Origin of the sequence: Gordonia hongkongensis, assembly GCF_023078355.1 — a bacterium.
GTDB lineage: Bacteria > Actinomycetota > Actinomycetes > Mycobacteriales > Mycobacteriaceae > Gordonia > Gordonia hongkongensis.
Map to the genome: position 1 here is coordinate 160,297 of NZ_CP095552.1, position 19,737 is coordinate 180,033.

General features: G+C 67.7%; 20 protein-coding genes. 12 read left to right on the plus strand and 8 right to left on the minus strand.

Going from position 1 to position 19,737, the window contains the following annotated elements:
• Positions 1–55: 55 nt before the first annotated feature.
• Together MVF96_RS00795 and MVF96_RS00800 are read right to left on the minus strand one after the other, a co-directional pair.
• Positions 56–721 carry a fasciclin domain-containing protein gene (locus MVF96_RS00795; protein WP_247450815.1) on the minus strand — a complete coding sequence of 222 codons (666 nt, stop codon included), beginning with the start codon at positions 719–721 and terminating at the stop codon, positions 56–58.
• A 136-nt stretch (positions 722–857) separates the two neighbouring features.
• Positions 858–1,439: a DinB family protein gene (locus MVF96_RS00800; protein WP_165629274.1), complete on the minus strand. Its 582-nt coding sequence runs from the start codon at positions 1,437–1,439 to the stop codon at positions 858–860.
• A 192-nt stretch (positions 1,440–1,631) separates the two neighbouring features.
• Between MVF96_RS00800 and MVF96_RS00805 the strand changes: the two genes are divergently transcribed.
• Positions 1,632–2,267 carry a pyridoxamine 5'-phosphate oxidase family protein gene (locus tag MVF96_RS00805; protein WP_247450817.1) on the plus strand — a complete coding sequence of 212 codons (636 nt, stop codon included), beginning with the start codon at positions 1,632–1,634 and terminating at the stop codon, positions 2,265–2,267.
• Positions 2,268–2,478: 211 nt separating this feature from the next.
• Here MVF96_RS00805 and MVF96_RS00810 read toward each other — a convergent pair whose 3' ends face one another.
• On the minus strand, positions 2,479–4,056 hold the full coding sequence (locus tag MVF96_RS00810; protein WP_247450819.1) for an AMP-binding protein: 1,578 nt from the start codon (positions 4,054–4,056) through the stop codon (positions 2,479–2,481).
• A gap of 95 nt (positions 4,057–4,151) precedes the next feature.
• On the opposite strand from MVF96_RS00810, the gene MVF96_RS00815 reads away from it, so the two are divergent.
• Together MVF96_RS00815 and MVF96_RS00820 are read left to right on the plus strand one after the other, a co-directional pair.
• The gene (locus MVF96_RS00815) at positions 4,152–4,955 is read left to right on the plus strand and encodes a LuxR C-terminal-related transcriptional regulator (RefSeq protein WP_247450821.1); all 804 of its coding nucleotides are present in this window, start codon (positions 4,152–4,154) and stop codon (positions 4,953–4,955) included.
• A 66-nt stretch (positions 4,956–5,021) separates the two neighbouring features.
• On the plus strand, positions 5,022–5,909 hold the full coding sequence (locus tag MVF96_RS00820; RefSeq protein ID WP_205333946.1) for a DUF5995 family protein: 888 nt from the start codon (positions 5,022–5,024) through the stop codon (positions 5,907–5,909).
• 240 nt (positions 5,910–6,149) lie between these two features.
• Here the strand turns inward: MVF96_RS00820 and MVF96_RS00825 are convergent, their stop codons facing one another.
• A complete protein-coding gene (locus tag MVF96_RS00825) occupies positions 6,150–6,425 on the minus strand; it encodes a DUF7218 family protein (RefSeq protein ID WP_058253403.1) in 276 nt (91 codons plus the stop codon).
• A 328-nt stretch (positions 6,426–6,753) separates the two neighbouring features.
• On the opposite strand from MVF96_RS00825, the gene MVF96_RS00830 reads away from it, so the two are divergent.
• Together MVF96_RS00830 and MVF96_RS00835 are read left to right on the plus strand one after the other, a co-directional pair.
• Positions 6,754–7,842, plus strand: coding sequence for an S-(hydroxymethyl)mycothiol dehydrogenase (locus MVF96_RS00830; protein ID WP_205333945.1), 1,089 nt, complete (start codon positions 6,754–6,756; stop codon positions 7,840–7,842).
• Entirely contained in the window at positions 7,842–8,471 is a 630-nt protein-coding gene (locus tag MVF96_RS00835) for an MBL fold metallo-hydrolase (RefSeq protein ID WP_159369759.1), read from the plus strand. The genes MVF96_RS00830 and MVF96_RS00835 overlap by 1 nt, the downstream gene beginning before the upstream one ends.
• Positions 8,472–8,532: 61 nt before the next feature.
• On the opposite strand, the gene MVF96_RS00840 is transcribed toward MVF96_RS00835, so the two are convergent.
• A complete protein-coding gene (locus MVF96_RS00840; RefSeq protein WP_159369760.1) occupies positions 8,533–8,973 on the minus strand; it encodes a MarR family winged helix-turn-helix transcriptional regulator in 441 nt (146 codons plus the stop codon).
• Between the two features lie 219 nt (positions 8,974–9,192).
• Between MVF96_RS00840 and MVF96_RS00845 the strand changes: the two genes are divergently transcribed.
• The 3 genes from MVF96_RS00845 to MVF96_RS00855 all read left to right on the plus strand — a co-directional run bounded on the left by MVF96_RS00845 (position 9,193) and on the right by MVF96_RS00855 (position 12,738).
• Entirely contained in the window at positions 9,193–9,672 is a 480-nt protein-coding gene (locus MVF96_RS00845; protein ID WP_139104632.1) for a hypothetical protein, read from the plus strand.
• Positions 9,673–9,780: 108 nt separating this feature from the next.
• Positions 9,781–11,148 carry an MFS transporter gene (locus MVF96_RS00850; RefSeq protein ID WP_065631324.1) on the plus strand — a complete coding sequence of 456 codons (1,368 nt, stop codon included), beginning with the start codon at positions 9,781–9,783 and terminating at the stop codon, positions 11,146–11,148.
• A gap of 72 nt (positions 11,149–11,220) precedes the next feature.
• Complete coding sequence (locus tag MVF96_RS00855; protein ID WP_159369761.1) at positions 11,221–12,738, plus strand: ATP-dependent DNA ligase; 1,518 nt, start codon at positions 11,221–11,223, stop codon at positions 12,736–12,738.
• 81 nt (positions 12,739–12,819) lie between these two features.
• Here MVF96_RS00855 and MVF96_RS00860 read toward each other — a convergent pair whose 3' ends face one another.
• On the minus strand, positions 12,820–13,686 hold the full coding sequence (locus MVF96_RS00860) for an anti-sigma factor (RefSeq protein WP_247450823.1): 867 nt from the start codon (positions 13,684–13,686) through the stop codon (positions 12,820–12,822).
• A gap of 366 nt (positions 13,687–14,052) precedes the next feature.
• On the minus strand, positions 14,053–14,460 hold the full coding sequence (locus MVF96_RS00865; RefSeq protein ID WP_065631321.1) for a YccF domain-containing protein: 408 nt from the start codon (positions 14,458–14,460) through the stop codon (positions 14,053–14,055).
• Between the two features lie 83 nt (positions 14,461–14,543).
• Here MVF96_RS00865 and MVF96_RS00870 point away from each other — a divergent pair, with 83 nt between their 5' ends.
• On the plus strand, positions 14,544–14,807 hold the full coding sequence (locus MVF96_RS00870; protein WP_065631320.1) for a hypothetical protein: 264 nt from the start codon (positions 14,544–14,546) through the stop codon (positions 14,805–14,807).
• Between the two features lie 313 nt (positions 14,808–15,120).
• Here the strand turns inward: MVF96_RS00870 and MVF96_RS00875 are convergent, their stop codons facing one another.
• Complete coding sequence (locus MVF96_RS00875; protein ID WP_247450825.1) at positions 15,121–15,684, minus strand: maleylpyruvate isomerase family mycothiol-dependent enzyme; 564 nt, start codon at positions 15,682–15,684, stop codon at positions 15,121–15,123.
• Between the two features lie 37 nt (positions 15,685–15,721).
• On the opposite strand from MVF96_RS00875, the gene MVF96_RS00880 reads away from it, so the two are divergent.
• The 3 genes from MVF96_RS00880 (at position 15,722) to adh (ending at position 19,643) form a co-directional block, all read left to right on the plus strand.
• Positions 15,722–16,549 (plus strand): helix-turn-helix domain-containing protein, encoded by an 828-nt coding sequence (locus MVF96_RS00880; RefSeq protein WP_058253393.1) that lies wholly within the window; start codon positions 15,722–15,724, stop codon positions 16,547–16,549.
• Positions 16,550–16,671: 122 nt separating this feature from the next.
• Positions 16,672–17,964 (plus strand): GAF domain-containing protein, encoded by a 1,293-nt coding sequence (locus MVF96_RS00885; protein ID WP_247450827.1) that lies wholly within the window; start codon positions 16,672–16,674, stop codon positions 17,962–17,964.
• A 155-nt stretch (positions 17,965–18,119) separates the two neighbouring features.
• Complete coding sequence (gene adh, locus MVF96_RS00890; RefSeq protein WP_058253391.1) at positions 18,120–19,643, plus strand: aldehyde dehydrogenase; 1,524 nt, start codon at positions 18,120–18,122, stop codon at positions 19,641–19,643.
• Positions 19,644–19,737: the final 94 nt, after the last annotated feature.

Genomic DNA, 19,737 nt, shown 5'->3' on the forward strand with positions numbered 1-19,737 from the left:
GGATCGCGTCGGTGAGAATCGTGGAAAGCGCTCTCGCGCAGTGTTTACGGAGAGATCACATGCCGGCCGGGGGCATGAGCACGCTGTCGATGAGGTACACCTGCGCGTTCGAGGTGGTGACGCCACCGCAGACCACGCCGGCCTCATTGACCTTCAGGTTGTCGCCCGATCCGGTCACGTTGACCTGCTGACCCTCGAGAGTGGTGTGCTCCCCGACGATCTGGTCGGGGGTCGCCTGGCCCTCGACCACGTGGTAGGTCAGGATCTTGTTGAGCAGGTCAGCGTCGGTCTTGAGCTGCTCGACGGTCTCCGGGGGCAGCTTCGCGAAGGCGTCGTCGGTCGGCGCGAACACGGTGTACTCACCCTCGTTGAGGGTCTTCACGAGGTTGACCTCGGGGTTCAACTGACCCGAAAGTGCTTGTGTCAGAGTCGTGAGCTCGGGGTTGGTGGCCGCCGCGGTGGCAACGGGCACGGTCGACATCCCGTTCACCGATGCCGGTCCCGAGGGATTGGCCTCGGCGTAGGCGGCGCAACCCGGCCCGACGAGGTTGGCGGCCGGATCGGCCATCGCGCTCTCGCTCATCATGGCGCTGGATTCTGTTGCCGCGCCGGTCGTTCCGCTCGAGGTGTCCGAATCGTCACTGGAGCAACCGGCCATCACGCCGACGGCGAGGACCAGTCCGGTCAACGCTCCTGCTACATGGGGAATTCGCTTGATCATCGCCGATCCAATCTGTGTTGGGGTGTCGACTGCGCCTGGCCGGCAGCCTCACAACGTCTTCGGCGCCCGGGCGCCTGCGGATTGGTCGGAGATGAGACTGATCGACGAATGCCCGGTGTAGCTCACCGCGCAGGCGTCACTTCGCCCAGTCGGCGTCGGCCCACTGCTCGGCCCATTCCTGCCCTTCGGAGATGGCGCCCATCGTGGTCTGGCCGTCGAGCGCCTCTCGGATGATGTCGGCGTGACCGCAGTGGTGGGCGGTCTCCCGGATGAGGTGGATGATCATGGCCCGAATCGACAGCCACTCGCGTTCCGGCTGCCACGGCGCCGTGGGCTGAGGGATCAGCTCGTCGAGGCTCTCGGCGTCGGCGATCACGCGGTCGAACTCGGCTGCCCCACGGTCGTATGCGGTCAGCCAGCCGGCGAGAGTCTCGTCGCCGGTCATCTCGTACTCGGTCATGGCCTGGCTCATGTCGAACTCGGCGTTCTCGTCCCGCTCGGTGATGACGCGGGCCGCGTTCTCCTCGCCGTGCGCGAGATGCTTGATCAGCGCGCCGATCGTGAGGGTGCTGACCGTCGACTGCTTGCGGGCATCGTCGTCGGAGAGGTTGCGTGCGGTGATCTTGAGCATGTTGCGCTGATCCTGCAGCAGGATGAGCAGGTCGCGCTTCTCGCCGGTGACGTCGACGCTGAGTTCGGTGGAGGTGTAGGTGCTCATGATGTGTCCTCTCGGTTGGTGTGAGGACCACGCTATGAGCGATAGAGGACAATTCCGGTCCTCGTTCTTCCGTTGCTTGGAAGGCAATTCTGGAAGCCTCATCCTGCTCCCTGGGTGGATCCCCCTCTGCGGTCACCGACGCCGGCGAGCAAATTTGTTGAGCCGGGCGCGTTCGGAGGCGACCATGTCCGCATGACTTCGACCGGCAGTACCCCGTCCGACGCGACTTCGCGGCTGGCGTCGTTGACGCGCAAGCCCGATCGGGCAGCCGATCGCGAGCTGCTCGACGCCCTGCTCGACGAGACCAAAGTCGGGACCCTCAGCACCGTCGTCGACGGTCTGCCATGGTCGGTGCCGATGCTCTTCGCCCGGGACGGCGACGCGATCTTGCTGCACGGATCGACCGGGGCGGGTGCGCTTCGGCACGTCGCCACGGGTGCGCCGGTGACGTTCACGGTGTTCGCGCTGGACGGGCTCGTCGTCGCCGACACCCTCTTCGACCATTCGGCGAACTACCGGTCGGCGGTCGTACGCGGAGTCCTCGAAGTCGCCGACGACGCCCAGGTAGCTTTGGAAGTGTTGTCCGACAAGCTGATTCCGGGGAGGGTGGCCGAGGTCCGGCCGACGACGCGCAAAGAGTTGGCAGCGACGGTGGCCCTGCGACTGCCGATCGTCGACGGCCAGTGGATCGCCAAGGCGCGGACGGGCGGGCCGGGTGGGGAGTCCGCGGACTGGACCGGCGTGGTTCCCGTGCGGACCGTGTACGACGCCCCGGTCACCTACAGCGGCGACGTGCCGCCCGACTCGGTACGAGCGCTCCTGGACTGATCTCGCCAGAACCGGAGATGCGCAACCAGCGGATAGGGGTGTGACCCGCTGGTTGCGCGTCCGGTGATCGCGTCGTGGGGCAGGCGAGGTCCTCGGAGTCTGCCCGACGCGATCGGCTGTTGGCGCGGCCCGGCTGCGGGTCGCGCAGTCGGTTCATCGTTCGCGCACGGTGGCGCCGTTACGCGCCAGGTTGGCGCACCACGGCAGCCATTCACCGCTGGCGCAGCAGGAACCGCTGGATCTTGCCGCTCGGCGTCTTGGGCAGGGCGTCGACGAAATGCACGGTGCGCGGGTAGGCGTGCGCGGCGAACTGCGTCTTGACCAGCTGCTGGAGCTCGGCTTCGAGCGCATCGGTGCCCTCGACCCCGTCCGCGAGGACGACGAACGCCTCGAGGACCTCGCCGCGGAGCTCGTCGGGGCGCCCGACGACGGCGACATCGACGACCGATGGATGAGTGATCAGCACGCTCTCGACGTCGAACGGGCCGATCCGGTAGCCGGCCATGATGATCACGTCGTCGTCGCGTGCGTTGAAGAAATAGCGGCCCTCGTCGTCCACCCGCCCGGTGTCACCGGTCAGGTACCACCGCCCGTCCGGCGAGAAGCGCTGTTTGGTCTTCTCCGGAGCGTCGAGGTAACCCGCGAACCACATCAGCGGGCTGGCCGGGACGTCGATGGCGATCTGACCGTCGACGATCCCCGCGGCGAAGCCGGGCATCGGCTGTCCCATCGAGCCCGGGACGAGGGTCTCGTGGACCGACTCGTGCCAGTGGTTGTTGATGAACATGCCGTGTTCGGTCTGGCCGTAGTGGTCGCGGACCTCGGTGCCGATGGCCCGCAGCGCCCAGTCGATGACGTCGGGGGTCAGGGGTTCGCCCGCCGACGACGCGCGGCGCAGCGAGAAGCCCGAGATGCGCGGGTCCTTGCTGAGCGCTCGGTAGACGGTCGGTGCCGCGGCGAAATTGGTGACGCCGAGGTCGCCGAGGATCTTCGCGGTCAGTTCGGGGGTGAAGCCGGCGTGTAGCAGGAGGTTGCGCCGGCCGGCGGCCAGCGGCCCGAGCACGCCGTAGTAGAGGCCATAGGCCCAGCCGGGGTCGGCGGCGTTCCAGAACACGTCGTCGGCGCGGACATCCAGGCCGAAGTGCATGTAGGCGACGAACGAGGCGAGCGCCTTGACCGGGACCGGGACGCCCTTCGGCGCGCCGGTCGTGCCGCTGGTGAAGAGCAGGATCAGGGTGCCGTCGCCGCCGACCGCGACCGACTCGGTGACCGGCTCGTGCGAAGCGATGAGTTCCTCGAACTGGTCGCCGGCGATCACCGTGGTGACCCCGTCGATGCTCGCGAGCTTGTCCGCCTGACTCGACTCGGTGATCACGACCTTCGCGGCGCCGGCCTGCAGCCGCATCTCGATCGCGGGTGTCGCGAACGCGGTGAACAGCGGGATGTAGATCGCGCCGAGGCGGGCGATGGCCAGCAGCGAGACGACGAGCTCCTCGCGCTTGCCCATGAGGACGCCCACCGTGTCGCCACGACCGATGCCCATCTCCGCAAGGGCCGCCGCGAGTCTCTTGGACCGCTCGGCCAGTTCGCCGTAGGTGATGTCGGTGGTGACCGGACGTACGCCGCCGGACTGCTGATCGTCGGTCTGCTCGACCTCGATCACCGTGAAGGCGATCGCCTCGGGATCGTGCCCGTCGACGAGGAGTGCCGCCGCATCGGCGTCGGACGCCCCGTAGATTGCCAACCATCGTTCGACCATGTCGGTGGGGGTCGTGGTGGCCTGTGTCATCGTGAACCTCGCTCCGTACTGAGTAAGCTGAGTCACAGTGTCCTCCGCGACCGGCCCCAGGAACACCCTCGGAAGAGGGGGAGAAGTGAGGTGAGATGCCCGAGCCGCTGAGCGGGATCGTCACCGAGGCGTTGCGCCGGGTGCGCAAGTCCAGTGGGGTGCCACTGGCCTTCGCGGGTGTCCTGAACGGACCGTCGAACCTGCGTCTGCAGCATTTCGCCGGTACGACCGTGGGCGCGTTGAACGGGGTGTCGGTCGACGTCGGGCACGGGCTGGGCGGCAAGGTCGTCTCGCTGAACCGCCCGATGGTCGTCGACGACTACCTCCGCACGCCGCGGATCACCCATCGCTACAACACGATCATCGAGCGTGAAGGGTTGCGCGCCATGATGGCCGCTCCGGTCATCGTCGATCGGACGCCCGTGGCGGTGCTCTACGGCGCGCTGCACACCCCGGACCCGATCGGCGGGCGGATGCTCGACGTCCTCGCGATGGAGGCCCGCACCGTCGAACACGAGATCGTCGCGTCCCGCGCGCGGCTCGAGCACGCCGCGCAGGACGAGGCGGAGATGCGCGACCGGATGACCGCGGCCTACGCGCGGCTTCGGTCGCTGGCCGAGACGGTCGACGACGCCCGGCTCGCCGACGAACTCGCCGCGATCACCGAGGCCCTGATCGCCGCGAGCCCGGCGTCGACGACGCAGGTGGAACTGACCGGCCGGGAGCAGGACGTGATCTCCCTTGCCGCACTGGGCTATTCGAACGCCCGCATCGCGGAGACCCTCGGGGTCACCGTGTACACGGTGAAGGGCTACATGAAGGACGCGATGCGCAAGCTCGGGGCGTCGTCGCGGCTGGAGGCCGTGGTGACCGCTCGCAGCGCCGGTCTGCTGCCCTGACGGACTCCGCTCGCGTTCCCCGGTCGGAGGGGTTGATCCGCGCGCAGATGGGTATCACCGGGTCCCATGCGAGCACTCTCGGCGGCACTGCTGGCCCTCGGCCTCATCGGAACACTCGTGGTCGCCGCCCCGGCGCCGGCGCATGCGGCACCGGCCGAGACGTGTGGAACCGATCTCCGCCCGGCCGACCGCGAGCGGATCGTCGAACTCAGTACCTACGAGCAGGATTCGAAGGACCTCCCTCTCGTCCAGCTACGACGAAACGTCGACAAGCTGTACGGGATCGTCGACATCCTCACCGACCGCCGCGACCGGCGCGGATTGTTCGCCCTCGGGCTGGCAGCGGTGGAACGCGACGCGGTGATGCCGCTGCAGAACAACCCGCGCGTCTTCCAGACTCCGCGGTGGGCGCCCGTCATCAGTCTCGAACTCCTCAACCGGTTCCTCGACGCCGTGCGAGGCGAATTCGGCGGCGGACCTGTCGCACCCCAGTGGCGGCACTACTTCGACATGGCCGACGACTGCGCAGTCCCCGGCCAACGGGTCGCGATGGCCGGTTACAACGCGCACATCACCGTCGACCTCGCCTATGCGACCGCCGACGCCCGGGCCACGACGGCGAATGCGCGGGATTTCTTCTTCATCGTCGATGCGATTGCCGCACATGGTAATTCGATCGTCATCGCGACACTCCGTGAATACGGCGTCAACCTCGGACCGATCTTCCGGTTCTACGTGGTCGGTGAGGGCCTCGACCGCGTCGTGGGCGCCGGCCGGGCGACCGGGCCGATGCTGCGGGCCGCCGACGTCGGATACAACGTGCTGACGTTCCGCAACGGACTCGCGCTCCAGGATCCGGCGACCGCTGCTCGGGCACGCGGCGACGTGACCGGGCTGTGGAACACCGGCGAGACGGCGTTGACCGCGTTCCAGCGGGTCGGGCTGGTCCGATGACCGGCCGGTCGGCCTCATCGGCGGGTGTCGGGCAGGTCACGTCGGACGGGCCGGAATATCCCGAGCGGGGTCGTAGTTGTACCCCGCGACGGTGACGGACTCAATGCCCCGGGTCCCACCCTTTTGCCGCTTCGAGCGGCCTGTTTGCCGAGAGGCGCACTGACCGGCACCGTCCCTTTACACATCGAAGCCGCCGACCCCTCGGGTCGGCGGCTTTGATGTTCTCCGAGCAGACGGGTCTCAGTGGTCCCGCAGCTTCTCGATGAGCTCGTCCTTCTTCAGGTCGGAGTAGCCCGAGAGGTCGAGTTCCTTGGCGCGGTCCTTGAGCTCGTCGACCGTCCAGTCCTCGTAGGACCCGGACTTGCCGCCGCTCTTGCCGACGTCCGACCGTGAGCTGTTGGCCGCGGCGTTGGCGATCCGAGCGGACTTCTCCTTCGAGTTGCCCTCGTCGCGCAGCTTCTCGTAGAGCTCGTCGTCCTTGACCGAAGGTCCAGGGTCCTTCTTCTTCTCTGCCATGGTCTACCTCCTCGTGGTGGAGATGAGCGGTCCGCACCAGGGTTGCCAGATGCGTCGGTGGTCAAACAACGGGATCGGGGTGGACGGATCGGACGCTGTGTTCACGATGACCGAACCCGAAGCGGGTGCGCGGTTCGTCGAACTACGGTTACATCCGAACGGGCGCGTAGATAATCACAGTAGACGACGACCACTCTGAGTAGTCGATATTGATCGGTACCGATAAGGTTGTGGCGATGTGTTCCGGCGACGTCACCCATACGTCGCCGCACTCGCAGCACACGTCGCACCCGTACCCCGAACAACGCAGTTGCGGAAGGAACAACGTATGTCGCAGACAGTCAAGGGAGTCATCTCGCGCAGCAAGAAGGCGCCGACAGAGGTCGTGGACGTGGTGATCCCGGACCCGGGTGCGCGTGATGTGGTGGTGGCGATCAAGGCGTGCGGTGTCTGCCACACCGACCTGGCCTACCGCGAGGGCGGCATCAACGACGCGTATCCGTTCCTGCTCGGCCACGAGGCCGCGGGTGTGGTCGAGTCGGTCGGTTCCGATGTCACCCACGTCGAGGTCGGCGACTTCGTCGTCCTGAACTGGCGGGCGGTGTGCGGGCAGTGTCGAGCGTGTAAGCGGGGGCGTCCGTGGTACTGCTTCGACACCTTCAACGCCAGCGTCCCGATGACCCTGACCGACGGCACCGAACTGACCCCCGCACTGGGCATCGGGGCGTTCGCCGAGAAGACCCTCATCCACGAATTGCAGTGCACCAAGGTCAATCCGGACACCGACCCCGCTGTTGCCGGGTTGCTCGGCTGCGGTGTGATGGCCGGAATCGGGGCGGCGATGAACACCGGCAACGTCGGCCGCGGCGACTCGGTCGCGGTCATCGGGTGCGGCGGTGTCGGTGATGCCGCGATCGCCGGCGCCCGTCTGGCCGGTGCGACGACGATCATCGCGATCGACCGCGATGCGTCGAAGCTGGAGTGGGCGAAAGATCTCGGTGCCACCCACACCATCGACGGCTCGAAGGTCGACGATGTGATCGCCGCGGTGCAGGAACTGACCGACGGCAACGGCGCCGACGTCGTGATCGATGCGGTCGGCCGCCCGGAAACCTACAAGCAGGCCTTCTACGCGCGCGATCTCGCCGGGGTCGTCGTGCTGGTCGGTGTGCCGACCCCAGAGATGACCCTGGAGATGCCGCTGGTCGACTTCTTCTCCCGCGGTGGTGCGTTGAAGTCGTCGTGGTACGGCGACTGCCTGCCCGAGCGCGACTTCCCGATGCTGATCGACCTGTACGAGCAGGGTCGTCTGCCGCTGGACAAGTTCGTCACCGAACGCATCGGCATCAACGACGTCGAGGCCGCGTTCTCGGCGATGGAAGCCGGCAAGGTGCTGCGATCGGTGGTGGAACTCTGATGTCGGATCTGCGCATCGACAACGTCGTCACCTCGGGCACGTTCAGTCTCGACGGCGGCACCTGGGACGTCGACAACAATGTGTGGCTCGTCGGCAACGACGACGAGGTCATCATCATCGACGCCGCCCACTCCGCGCAGCCGATCCTCGCCGGCGTCGGCAACCGCACCGTGAAGGCGATCGTGCTGACCCACGGGCACAACGACCACGTCACCGTCGCCCCGGAACTGTCGCAGGCCACCGGAGCGCCGATCCTGCTGCACCCCGGCGACGACATGCTGTGGAACGACACCCATCCCGATGTCGCGCACCAGGATCTCGAGGACGGGCAGAAGATCGGGATCGCCGGTACCGAGCTGACGATCATCAACACCCCGGGCCATTCGCCGGGCTCGTCGGTGATCCACCTGCCCGAGGCGAAGGTGCTGTTCTCCGGCGACACCCTGTTCCAGGGCGGGCCGGGCGCAACAGGCCGCTCGTACTCGAGCTTCCCGACGATCATCGCCTCGATCACCGAGAAGATCTTCACCCTCGACCCCGAGACCAAGGTCTACACCGGTCACGGCGACGGCACGACCGTCGGCGACGAAGCTCCTCATCTCGAAGAGTGGATCAAACGGGGTAGCTGAGGCGGTACGTCCTTCGGCCGACTAACGGCGGTTGCCGGTAGTCGGCCGGCCTCGAAGACCTTCAGGAGATCTCTGCGACAAGGCTTTTCAGCAACCGCCGGAAGGTCGCTGCCTGACCGTCGGACATGGCGCCGCGGAGTAGCTCGTCTTCCACGGCTCGGATCTCGGCCCGGACGCCATCGTGCAGTGAACGCCCCTCCGGCGTGGTCGAGACGGTCCACTGGCGACGACTGCCCGACCTGTCCCTGGACACGAGGCCCCGCTGCTGGAGTTCGTCCAGGTGCTTGCCGAGCCGTGTCGGATCTCGCCCGGTGCGTTCGGACAACTCACGCTGCGACACTGCCGGCGTCGCGGCGATCTCGCTCACGATGGCGTACTCCCACATCGACAGTCCGGCGGCCCGGAGGATCGGCTCCTCGAGGGTGATCAGATGCGGTATCAGTCGCCCGAGAAGTGCGCCGAGATCGGGCTCTGCGCCCGAGGCACTGTCGTCGTTCACCATCGACATCCTCTCTCGAATCGTCTACCGTGGTAGACGATCGCTGCGAACGGCCTCTCCCGTGCGGTGCGGGAGCATCCTCTCATCATCGCGGTCCACCGGGACTGATCGACAGATTGATCGGGCATTGTCTGGAAGAAGGGACGTCGAATGGATACATCGGCTTTGCGGGCGGTCACTGACGATGTGGGTGCGCAAGTCTCGGAGATGACAGTCGGTGACATGGCCATCGGGACCACTTCGGGGTGGGGCGACCTCGGTGATCTGTACCTGGCCGCCGTCGAACGAAACACGCGTCTCACAGCGCTCCTCACCGGCGAGGAGCTGAACTCTCGGCGAGCTGCACCGATGGACAGGGCATCGTTCCCGCTGGTGGCGGACCAGTACGGAGGCGGATTCGAACACCGATACCGGCGAAGTGCCGACCTGCTGGTCGCCGCCTTCGCCGAAGTCCTCGACACGCAACGGGTCGTCGACCTCGACGGCACCCACACAACTGTGCGAGCGCTCTACGACCACGCGGTCCGCGATGCCTTCCTGCTCACGTGGAACATCGCGACCGCAATCGACATCCGGTACCAGCCGCGACCCGACATCGTCCGAGGGGTCGTACAGACGATGCTCTCGGACCTCGAGGATGCCGATCTGGCAACGGCAGTCGACGTCCTCGTCCAACTGACGGGTCCACACCGGGACAAGTGAGCAGTCGGGTTGGACTGCGATGCCGCGTCCGCTGGGTGTCGCGGTCCGCTCAGCTTTTTCTCAGGGGTCGGAATCGATCGCTCGAGCCGCAGGCGTAACGTCGCGCGAATGAGCGATTCCGCGGTCCGCAACATCGACCATCCCGATCAGGCGCCGGTACCCCGCAGCCGCATCGTGGTCGCGTCGATGATCGGGACGAGCATCGAGTTCTTCGACTTCTACATCTATGCCACGGCCGCGGTCCTCGTGTTCCCGGTGCTGTTCTTCCCCAAGGGGGACGACACCGCGGCGCTGCTGTCGTCGTTCGCGACCTTCGGCCTCGCGTTCGTGGCGCGGCCCATCGGCTCGATCCTGTTCGGGCACTTCGGCGATCGCATCGGACGTAAGGCGACGCTAGTCGGTTCGCTGCTCACCATGGGCATCGCGACCTTCGTCATCGGCCTGCTGCCCACCTACGATTCCGTCGGCTATCTCGCGCCCGCGCTGCTTGCGCTGATGCGGTTCTGCCAGGGCCTCGGGCTCGGCGGGGAGTGGTCGGGCGCAGCGCTTCTCGCCACCGAGACGGCCGAGAAGGGCAAACGGGCGTGGGCCGCGATGTGGCCGCAGCTGGGTGCGCCGATCGGGTTCTTCTTCGCCAACGGCACCTTTCTGCTGCTGATGCTCGCCCTCGATTTCGATGCCGCGACCGCCGACCCCGACCACGCCTTCATGACCTGGGGCTGGCGAATCCCGTTCCTGGCCAGTGCGATCATGGTGGCCGTCGGGCTATACGTGCGTCTGAAGCTCACCGAGACACCGGTGTTCGCGAAGGCCGTCGCGGACGGCAAGAAGGTCAAGGCGCCGCTGGCAGAGGTCGTCAAGACCAGCTGGCGTCCGCTCATCGCGGGCACGTTCATCATGGTCGCGACGTACACGCTTTTCTACATCGTGACCACCTGGGTGATCTCCTACGGCACCGGCAAGGTGACCGACGAATCGGGTGTGAAGCTCTCCATCAGCTACGTCGACTTCCTGCAGCTGCAGCTCGTCGCGGTCCTCTTCTTCGCCGCGTGCGTGCCGATCTCGGGGCGCCTCGCCGACCGGTACGGCCGCCGCGCCTTCCTCATCGTGATCACCGCGGCGATCATCGTCTTCGGTCTGTGCTTCCAGTGGCTGCTCGACCCGGCGTCGATGACCGACGGCATGATGCTGTTCTTCCTGATCCTCGGAATGACGCTGATGGGTCTCACCTTCGGGCCGATGAGCGCGATCCTGCCCGAGCTGTTCCCGACCAACGTGCGCTACACGGGTTCGGGCGTGGCCTACAACGTGGCGTCCATCCTCGGCGCCGCCGTGGCCCCGTTCATCGCGACGTGGATCGTCGCCGACTACGGCGTCGGCTGGGTGGGCGTGTATCTCGCGGTCGCCGCCTGCGCCACGATGATCGCCCTGCTCAGCGTCCGCGAGACCAAGTCCGTCGACCTCACCGAGGTCTGAGCAGGACGGGTTGTCGGGGGCTCGGCGTACCGTCGGACAGGTGAATGCGCGTCCGGCAGCAGGTGAGGCGACATGAGGCTGATCGACGTCGTCGAGACCTCCGCGGATGTCGCGCGAGACCGGTCGCGGATACGGAAGACGACGGTGCTCGCCGAGGCGCTCTCCCAGGCGACCGACGAGGAACTGCCGGTCGTCGTCGCCTGGCTGTCGGGGGAGATCCCGCAGGGCCGGCTCGGCGTCGGGTGGCGGTCGCTGTCCAAACTGATGGCACCACCGGCCGATTCGCCGACCCTCGAGGTTGCTGCCGTCGACGCCGCGCTCGGCGAGCTCGCGTCCGCGTCGGGTCCGGGTTCGACGAAGCGGCGCGGCGAGATCATCGCGTCGTTGTTCGCCGCGTCGACCGAGTCCGAGCAGAAGTTCCTCGTGGCACTGCTCACCGGTGAATTGCGGCAGGGGGCGCTGGCCGGTGTCATGACCGACGCCATCGCGAAGGTCACCGGCCAGGATCTGGCTCTCGTGCGCCGCGCGAACATGCTGACCGGTTCGCTGCCGGTCACCGCCGCGCTGGCCCGGTTCGGCGCGGAGTCGCTGGCGGGGGTCGGCCTGGAGGTCGGACGCGCCGTCGAACCGATGCTCGCGACACCCGCCGACGACCTCGACTCCGCGCTTACGCTCCTCGGGCCCGACCTCGTCGTCGACTACAAGCTCGACGGTGCCCGAATCCAGGTGCACCGCAACGGAGCCGAGATCTCGGTGTTCACCCGCACGCTGCGCGACGTGACGGCGAACGTCCCCGACCTCGTCTCGGTGATCGCCTCCCTGCCCTGCGATTCGGTCATCCTCGACGGCGAGACGTTGATGCTCTCCGACGACGGGCGCCCACGGTCGTTCCAGGACACCATGAGCCGCTTCGGCTCTGGACCCACCGCGGCCGGCGAACCCGAACGCCTGCTCAAGCCGTTCTTCTTCGACTGCCTGCATCTCGACGGCGTCGACCTCATCGACCGGCCGCTGTCCGAGCGGCTCGCTGCGATCGACTCGATCGCGCCGCAGTTGCGAATCCCCGCGGTCACCCGGCCGAGCGTCGAGGAGGCCCGCAGCCACTTCGACGCCGCGCTGGCCGACGGCCACGAGGGCGTGATGGTGAAATCGCTCGCCGGCCTGTACGTGGCCGGACGCCGCGGAAAGGCGTGGCAGAAGGTCAAACCGACGCACACGTTCGACCTGGTGGTGCTCGGCGCCGAATGGGGCTCGGGCCGGCGGTCGGGGTGGCTGTCGAATCTGCATCTCGGCGCCCGCGATCCCGAGACGGGCGAGCTCGTGATGGTCGGCAAGACGTTCAAGGGCCTGACGGACGAGCTGTTGCGCTGGCAGACCGAGGAGTTCCCGAAGCACGAGACGCACCGGGACTCGTACACGGTGTACCTGCGTCCGGAGATCGTCGTCGAGATCGAACTCGATGGTGCGCAACGGAGTTCGAGATATCCGGGCGGAGTCGCGCTGCGCTTCGCGCGCGTGGTGCGTTACCGCCCGGACAAGACTCCCGCGCAAGCCGACAGCATCGAGGCGATCCGCGCGCTGTTGAAGTGAGTCCGAAAACCACCCGTAGGAAACGGACAGCCGACGATGCGTCGCGTGTCCGGTTCCACAGGGTGGTTTTCGGCGAGATGCTCAGAGCAACGACAGCTGGGCGACAGGGGTGGTGGTGGGACGGTCCGAACCGCCGGGCGGTTCGACGGTGAACGCGAGCGTGGAGGCGTCGTTGATCCCGGAGAGCACGGCGGTGGTGACCGGTTCGACCTCCTGGTCGGTCATCGTGCCGGCTGAGCGAGCGCCGCCCGGCCCGATGAGCCACATCTGGTAGACGGTCCCCGGCTGTGGTGGCGGGACCGAATCCATCACCAGTACACCGGTATCCGCCGACTTGGCGAGATAGACGGTGACATTGCCGGTCGCTACCGGGCCGCCCGTCGACCGCAGGTCCTCCGCGGAGAAGACCTGTTCGGCCGGTGAGGCGAGTGGGCGGACCTCCGGTTCCGGCGAGCTCGACTCTCCCATGACCCACCCGGCGGCGCCGATGGCGACGGCCGCCACCGCCGCGGCGGCGAGATACGTCCAGCGGCGAGGCAGGCGCCGTCGGTCGTCCGATTCGAGCGTCGGCGTCACGGGGGCGGGAACGCTCGGGTCGGTCGCCGCGGGAGCGGATTGCTGCTGCGGCGGGGGCGATCCCGGCCCGGTCGGCGCCTCGGCGCCCGGGCCGGCGACCTCCGGCGCGTCGAGACCTGCGTCGGCACGCGCAGCGGAGAGGATGCGATCACGGAGCGTCGGCGGGGGCGGCGTGGCCGTCGTCTTGCTCATCGCGGCCAGCGCCTCGCGGGTCGCGCGGACCTGCTTGTCGAACAAGGTCTGAAGATCCTGCGGCGCGGCCGCGACCCGAGCCTGGACGTCGCGCAGTTCGTCGGCGGACAATGCGTCGAGCGCGACCAGCGGTGCCATCTCCAGCAATTCGGCAGCGTCGGGATCGAGATGATCAGCCATCACGTGCCTCCTGCCGTCGTCGAACGATCTGTTGCTGTCCCCCCGAACGCCGCTCTCGGCGAGCGGGCGTCACGTTTCCGCGTGGGCCCGGAGGCAACGAGGCTGCGGCAAGAAGTATGACGTGCGCGGATGGTGTCCGGGGTACTCGGGCCGTCGGCTGAACGACTCCTGGTGGAGTCGGGCGCCGGTCGCGTACAGCGAGAGACAGGCGGTCGCCACCGGCGGCAGCGTCGCGTCCGTGCCGGGCCACGCGCTCGCGACGTCAGTCTGGGACCCGAGTGTCATGCCACCTGTTCGGATCCATCGGCGTCCCGGATGGGTTGGGTGACGGATGGGTCGGGGGAGGTCAGCGCGACGTTCGGTGGATCACATCCGCACCGGCGTACCGCCGGGCATCTGCTGATCGGTCGGGACGATCTCGGCGCCGAGGGGCAGAAGCGACACCGGCACCATCTTGAAACTCGCGATGCCGAGGGGGATGCCGATGATCGTGAGGCACATCGCGATGCCGGTGGTGATGTGCCCGATCGCGAGCCACAACCCGGCCACGATGATCCAGATGACGTTGCCGATGGTCGACGCGACGCCCGCGGTCGGCTTGCGGATGACAGTTCGTCCGAAGGGCCAGAGCGCGTAGCTCGCCATCCGGAACGAGGCGATGCCGAACGGGATCGTGATGATCAGGATGCAGCAGATGATGCCGGCGACGACGTAGCCGATCGCCATCCACAGTCCGCACAGGACGAGCCAGATGACGTTGAGGATGGTCTTCATCCCACCATTGTCCATGCGGCGCCGACCGGTGGGGACAAATGCGAGACGCGCGAGGCCTGCCCGCGGCCCGGCCCGACATTACGATGACCGTCGTGGCGGGAAGTCCGGGGCGGGCGCGTGAGGCGGTGTGGGCGGTGCTCGCCACGGTCGTCCTCGTGATCCGCATTCTGGCGACCATCGCGCTCGTGCTGTTCGTGATCGGCTGGGCCGTCGCGGCGGTCCGCGATTCGCTCGACAACGCGTTCCTCTGGCCGTCGATCGGTGCCGGCATCGCACTGCTCGCGAGCACCTACGTCTACGGCCACCTCCGCGCGCGCTACCCGCGGCACAACGGCTGGATTCCGTGAGTTCTGCGCACCGCTCCCTCGGTGCGTGCGGGCCCGCCCCCGCTCCCTGAGGAGCGGCCGGAGCTTGCGGAGGCCGCGTCACGAAGGGTCCTGGTGAGGCACGCTCACCAGGCCCTTCGAGGCTCGTCGCTATCGCTCCTCGCACCTCAGGGAGCAAGAGGAGACTCGCACCGCAGGGAGCAAGGAGGCTCGCACCTCAGGGAGCAAGAGGAGACTCGCACCGCAGGGAGCTTGGGGAGGCTCGCACCGCAGGGAGCAAGGGGAGGCTCGCACCTCAGGGGGCAGAAGGGGCCGTCTGGTCCCCGCAGGGACCTCAGGACGCGACGCGACCCAAACGGGCGAGCAGCGTCGTCTGACGATCGGCGCCGGCCGGGATCTCGACCTTGCGGCACACGCCTTCGGAGTAGATCGCATCGCCGAAACCGTCGACGGCGGCTTCCATCTCGGACAGGTCGTCGTCGGAGAACCGATGGTCGGTACCGGCTGCGCGGGCGATGTCCCAGCGGTGGGCGACCATGTCGAAACCGTAGAAGCGGATGAGGGTCTCGCCGATCGTCGTCGGTCCGAAGTGTCCGTCGAAGGTGTGTTCGCCGACGGTCGGGTCGGCGAGCAGTCCGGCGACGGTGTCGCGGTGGGTGTGCCAGGCGGCGGCCGGGTCGTCGAGCGAGGGTGCCGGTCCGGCATCGATGTCGTGGCGGGAGAAGAACTCGCGCTGGGTGTCGATGACGTGGCCGACGACGTCGCGTCCGGTCCATCCCTCGCACGGCGAGTCCGCGGTCCAGGTGCCGGCGGGCGCGTCATCGAGGACGGTGGCGAAGCCGTCGGCGAGGCGGACGTAGTGGTCGAGCAATGGTGAGGTGTCGTTGATTGCGGTCATGATGAGAGTCAACCGCGAGACCACGGGACGGTGATTGATGAAACCCGACAATCCGGCGCGGCTCGACGACGTCGAGCGCGCGCACCTCATCGACCCGTCGGACGCGAGCTTCCGCATCGGACGGTGGGCGCCGAGCCCCGATCTGGACGAACTGGTGCGCCGCTTCTGGGTGCCGGTGTGGTGGGTCCCGCCCGGGGCGGAGGCGCCGCAGCGCGTCCTGCAGTACCCCGTCTGCCTCATCGTCGTCAGCAACACCTACGCCCGCTTCTACGGCGTGGTGACCGGGTTGTCGGAGACGGTGCTGACCGGCGACGGCTGGGCAGTCGGGGTGATGCTCACGCCGGGAGCCGGGGGAGTGCTGACCGGCGATGTCGGGAAATGGACCGATCGGCATGCCGAACTGTCCGAGGTCTTCGGCGACCGGGGCACCGACCTCGAGCGGTCGGTGCGGTCGGTGATGGCAGTCGAACCCGGCGTCGAGGCGACCCAGCGTTCTGCGACCGACCGCGTCGAGGACTGGCTGCGGTCGTATCTCCCGCTCGACGACGACGGCCGGCTGATCAACGCGATCGTGGAGTACGTGGAAACCGATTCGTCGGTGGTGGCGGTCGCGCAGATCTGCGAGCGATTTCACCTCACCGAACGCAGCCTGCAGCGGCTGACCCGGCGTCGTCTCGGTCTCACCCCGAAGTGGCTCATCCAACGTCGACGGCTCCACGAGGCGGCTGAGCGGTTGCGCGACCGGTCGGGAACGCTCGCCTCGCTCGCGGCGGAGCTGTCCTACGCCGACGAGGCGCACTTCGTGCGTGACTTCAAGACAGTCACCGGTATGACCCCGCGGACGTTCTCCGCGCGGTTCGGCTAGGCCGGGTACGTCGAGCGGGGCGCAACGACGACGACCTCGGTGGTTGTTGCCGAGATCACACCGCGGCAGGCAGAATCGTCGACATATCGGGCAATCGACTCGGCTGATCGTACGGAGGGTGCATGACGGACGCGGCTTCGGTGGCCACGCGCATCCGCCGGGCGTACGAGGACTTCCTCTCCGGCGGCAATCCGCCGGCCGATGCGGTTCGGTCGATCGTCCGCGACTCGTGGGCGAGGTCCCTGACCGGCGGAGTGGACCCCAGCGACGCGACCCCGAACGGCGATCGTGCCTCCACGATGTCGCCTGCGGAGTTCGCCGCCTACCGCGCCGCGCATCCCATCACAGCCGTCCGGCCGTTGGTGCAGTCCCTGATGGTCGACGCCATCGCCGACACGGGGGTCGTCGTCGCACTGACCGACCAGTCCGGGCGTCTGCTGTGGATCGAGGGCGACTCGGCCGCTCGTGATCGCGCGGGCCACATCGACTTCGTCGAGGGCTCGGTGTGGAGCGAGGAGGTCGTCGGCACCAACGCCCCCGGACTGGCACTGGCCGTGGATCGGAGCGTGCAGGTGGTCGGGCCCGAGCACTTCGCCGGACCCGTCCAGGAGTGGAGTTGTGCGGCGGCGCCCGTGCACGACCCGCTGACCGGGCACGTGATCGGTGTCATCGACGTGACCGGCGGGCGCGAGGTCGCGGCGCCGTTCGCGCTGGCGGCGGTCCGGTCGGTCGTCGCCGCTGTCGAGCGCGAATTGCGGGCGGGCGCCGTCGATCTCGCCGACCCGGCCACCTTCGACCCGGCACCGGGCCCGCGGGCCGCGGCCCACCTCGCCGTGCTCGGTGACGGTCCGGGACGCTGGCATCGCGCCGCCGACGGGCCCGGCGCCCGCACCCTGTCGCGCCGGCACGCCGAGATCCTCGTTCTGCTGCAAGCGTTTCCGGAAGGTCTGAACACCGAACAGCTCGCGTTGAAGCTGGCCGAGGACGGGCTCGACCCGGTCACCGTGCGGGCCGAGATCTCCCGACTCCGCCGCGACCTCGGTGCCGACGTCGTCGCGAGCCGGCCGTACCGGCTCACACTCGACATCACCTCCGACGTCGACGATCTCCGGTCGCGCATCTCGTCGGGTTCGGACCTCGCGTCGGTCGTCGATGACCTCGGCCGCGGCGGGTTGCTCGCCGAATCGACCGCACCGGGGATCGTCGAGATCTTCGAGGAACTCCGCGAGGACCTGCGGTCGCGTCTCTTCGCCGGCGGCGACGTCGCAGCGTTGCGCCGCTGGACGTCATCGACGCACGGTCGTGACGACCTCGCCGCGTGGCGCCGCCTCGAGCATCGCCTACCCGTGGGCGATCCCGACCGGGCCGTCGTCGGCGGCCGCATCCGGCTCTTGGACAAGAGGTACGGAGCCTAGCGGCCTGAACTGCATGAACCGCAGGTGGCCGACGTGCAACGCACGTGCAACCAACCCGCCCCTAATGTGTGGAACAGATCACAACGGACGCCCTCGGTGTCCCGTGTGACATCCGCAGAGCGTCCTCAGCTGAGGCCCACACGCAAGGAGCAACCATGACCGTCTTCGCAAAGCCGGGTGCCGATGGCTCGGTGATGAGCTACGAGTCGCGTTACGACAACTGGATCGGCGGACAGTGGACCCCGCCGGTGAAGGGTCAGTACTTCGAGAACCCGTCGCCCGTCGACGGCAAGGTGTTCTGCGAGGTGGCCCGCTCGACCGCCGAGGACATCGACCTCGCGCTCGACGCCGCACACAAGGCCGCACCCGGATGGGGCAAGACCCCCGTCGCCGAGCGCTCGCTCGCCCTGCTGCGCATCGCCGATCGCATGGAGGAAAACCTCGAGAAGCTGGCCGTCGCCGAGACCTGGGACAACGGCAAGGCCGTCCGCGAGACCCTCGCCGCCGACCTCCCGCTGGCCATCGACCACTTCCGCTACTTCGCCGGCGCGCTGCGCGCCCAGGAGGGGTCGATCTCCGAGGTCGACGAGGACACCGTCGCCTACCACTTCCACGAGCCGCTCGGCGTCGTCGGCCAGATCATCCCCTGGAACTTCCCGATCCTGATGGCAGTGTGGAAGCTGGCACCCGCCCTCGCCGCGGGTAACGCGGTGGTGCTCAAGCCCGCCGAGCAGACGCCCGCGTCGATCCTGTACCTGGTCAGCCTCATCAGCGACCTGCTCCCCGCCGGAGTCCTCAACGTGGTCAACGGATTCGGCGTCGAGGCGGGCAAGCCGCTCGCCTCGAGCAACCGCATCCGCAAGATCGCGTTCACCGGTGAGACCACCACCGGCCGGCTCATCATGCAGTACGCGTCGGAGAACCTGATCCCGGTCACCCTCGAACTCGGTGGCAAGAGCCCCAACATCTTCTTCAACGACGTGATGTCCGCCGACGACGGGTTCCTCGACCGTGCGCTGGAAGGCTTCTCGATGTTCGCGCTCAACCAGGGCGAGGTGTGCACCTGCCCCAGCCGTGCGCTGATCCAGCAGGACATCTACGACGAGTTCATCGCCAAGGCCGTCGACCGCGTCGGAAAGATCAAGCAGGGCAACCCCCTCGACACCGACACCATGATGGGCGCGCAGGCCTCGAACGATCAGTTCGAGAAGATCTCCTCCTACCTTGCCATCGGCAAGGACGAGGGTGCCGAGGTGCTGATCGGCGGCGAGGCGGCGGATCTCGGCGGTGACCTGTCGGAGGGCTTCTACATCAAACCGACTGTCTTCCAGGGCAACAACAAGATGCGCATCTTCCAGGAAGAGATCTTCGGCCCGGTTCTGGCGGTCACCACCTTCAAGGACTTCGCCGACGCCATGCACATCGCCAACGACACCCTCTACGGACTCGGCGCCGGAGTGTGGAGCCGCGACGGCGCGACCGCCTACCGGGCCGGCCGCGAGATCCAGGCCGGCCGGGTGTGGACGAACACCTACCACGACTACCCGGCACACGCTGCCTTCGGCGGCTACAAGCAGTCCGGTATCGGTCGCGAGAACCACCTCATGATGCTCGAGCACTACCAGCAGACCAAGAACCTCCTGGTCGGTTACGCTCAGAGCGCCAAGGGTTTCTTCTGACCCGTCGAGCCCTTCGAGGCTCGTCGCTAGCGCTCCTCGCACCTCAGGGAGCGGAGGGGTCGCGCTCCTCGCACCTCAGGGAGCAGACGAAAGG

Excerpts from the sequence above, each read along its gene's own strand:
- MVF96_RS00830 (WP_205333945.1), top strand. The coding sequence starts at position 6,754 with ATGTCGCAGACAGTCAAGGGAGTCATCTCGCGCAGCAAGAAGGCGCCG.
- MVF96_RS00885 (WP_247450827.1), top strand. The coding sequence starts at position 16,672 with ATGACGGACGCGGCTTCGGTGGCCACGCGCATCCGCCGGGCGTACGAG.
- MVF96_RS00865 (WP_065631321.1), bottom strand. The coding sequence starts at position 14,460 with ATGAAGACCATCCTCAACGTCATCTGGCTCGTCCTGTGCGGACTGTGG.
- MVF96_RS00805 (WP_247450817.1), top strand. The coding sequence starts at position 1,632 with ATGACTTCGACCGGCAGTACCCCGTCCGACGCGACTTCGCGGCTGGCG.
- MVF96_RS00795 (WP_247450815.1), bottom strand. The coding sequence starts at position 721 with ATGATCAAGCGAATTCCCCATGTAGCAGGAGCGTTGACCGGACTGGTC.
- MVF96_RS00835 (WP_159369759.1), top strand. The coding sequence starts at position 7,842 with ATGTCGGATCTGCGCATCGACAACGTCGTCACCTCGGGCACGTTCAGT.
- MVF96_RS00810 (WP_247450819.1), bottom strand. The coding sequence starts at position 4,056 with ATGACACAGGCCACCACGACCCCCACCGACATGGTCGAACGATGGTTG.
- adh (WP_058253391.1), top strand. The coding sequence starts at position 18,120 with ATGACCGTCTTCGCAAAGCCGGGTGCCGATGGCTCGGTGATGAGCTAC.
- MVF96_RS00820 (WP_205333946.1), top strand. The coding sequence starts at position 5,022 with ATGCGAGCACTCTCGGCGGCACTGCTGGCCCTCGGCCTCATCGGAACA.
- MVF96_RS00855 (WP_159369761.1), top strand. The coding sequence starts at position 11,221 with ATGAGGCTGATCGACGTCGTCGAGACCTCCGCGGATGTCGCGCGAGAC.
- MVF96_RS00845 (WP_139104632.1), top strand. The coding sequence starts at position 9,193 with ATGGCCATCGGGACCACTTCGGGGTGGGGCGACCTCGGTGATCTGTAC.
- MVF96_RS00825 (WP_058253403.1), bottom strand. The coding sequence starts at position 6,425 with ATGGCAGAGAAGAAGAAGGACCCTGGACCTTCGGTCAAGGACGACGAG.
- MVF96_RS00815 (WP_247450821.1), top strand. The coding sequence starts at position 4,152 with ATGCCCGAGCCGCTGAGCGGGATCGTCACCGAGGCGTTGCGCCGGGTG.
- MVF96_RS00870 (WP_065631320.1), top strand. The coding sequence starts at position 14,544 with ATGACCGTCGTGGCGGGAAGTCCGGGGCGGGCGCGTGAGGCGGTGTGG.
- MVF96_RS00880 (WP_058253393.1), top strand. The coding sequence starts at position 15,722 with ATGAAACCCGACAATCCGGCGCGGCTCGACGACGTCGAGCGCGCGCAC.
- MVF96_RS00875 (WP_247450825.1), bottom strand. The coding sequence starts at position 15,684 with ATGACCGCAATCAACGACACCTCACCATTGCTCGACCACTACGTCCGC.
- MVF96_RS00840 (WP_159369760.1), bottom strand. The coding sequence starts at position 8,973 with ATGGTGAACGACGACAGTGCCTCGGGCGCAGAGCCCGATCTCGGCGCA.
- MVF96_RS00800 (WP_165629274.1), bottom strand. The coding sequence starts at position 1,439 with ATGAGCACCTACACCTCCACCGAACTCAGCGTCGACGTCACCGGCGAG.
- MVF96_RS00860 (WP_247450823.1), bottom strand. The coding sequence starts at position 13,686 with ATGGCTGATCATCTCGATCCCGACGCTGCCGAATTGCTGGAGATGGCA.
- MVF96_RS00850 (WP_065631324.1), top strand. The coding sequence starts at position 9,781 with ATGAGCGATTCCGCGGTCCGCAACATCGACCATCCCGATCAGGCGCCG.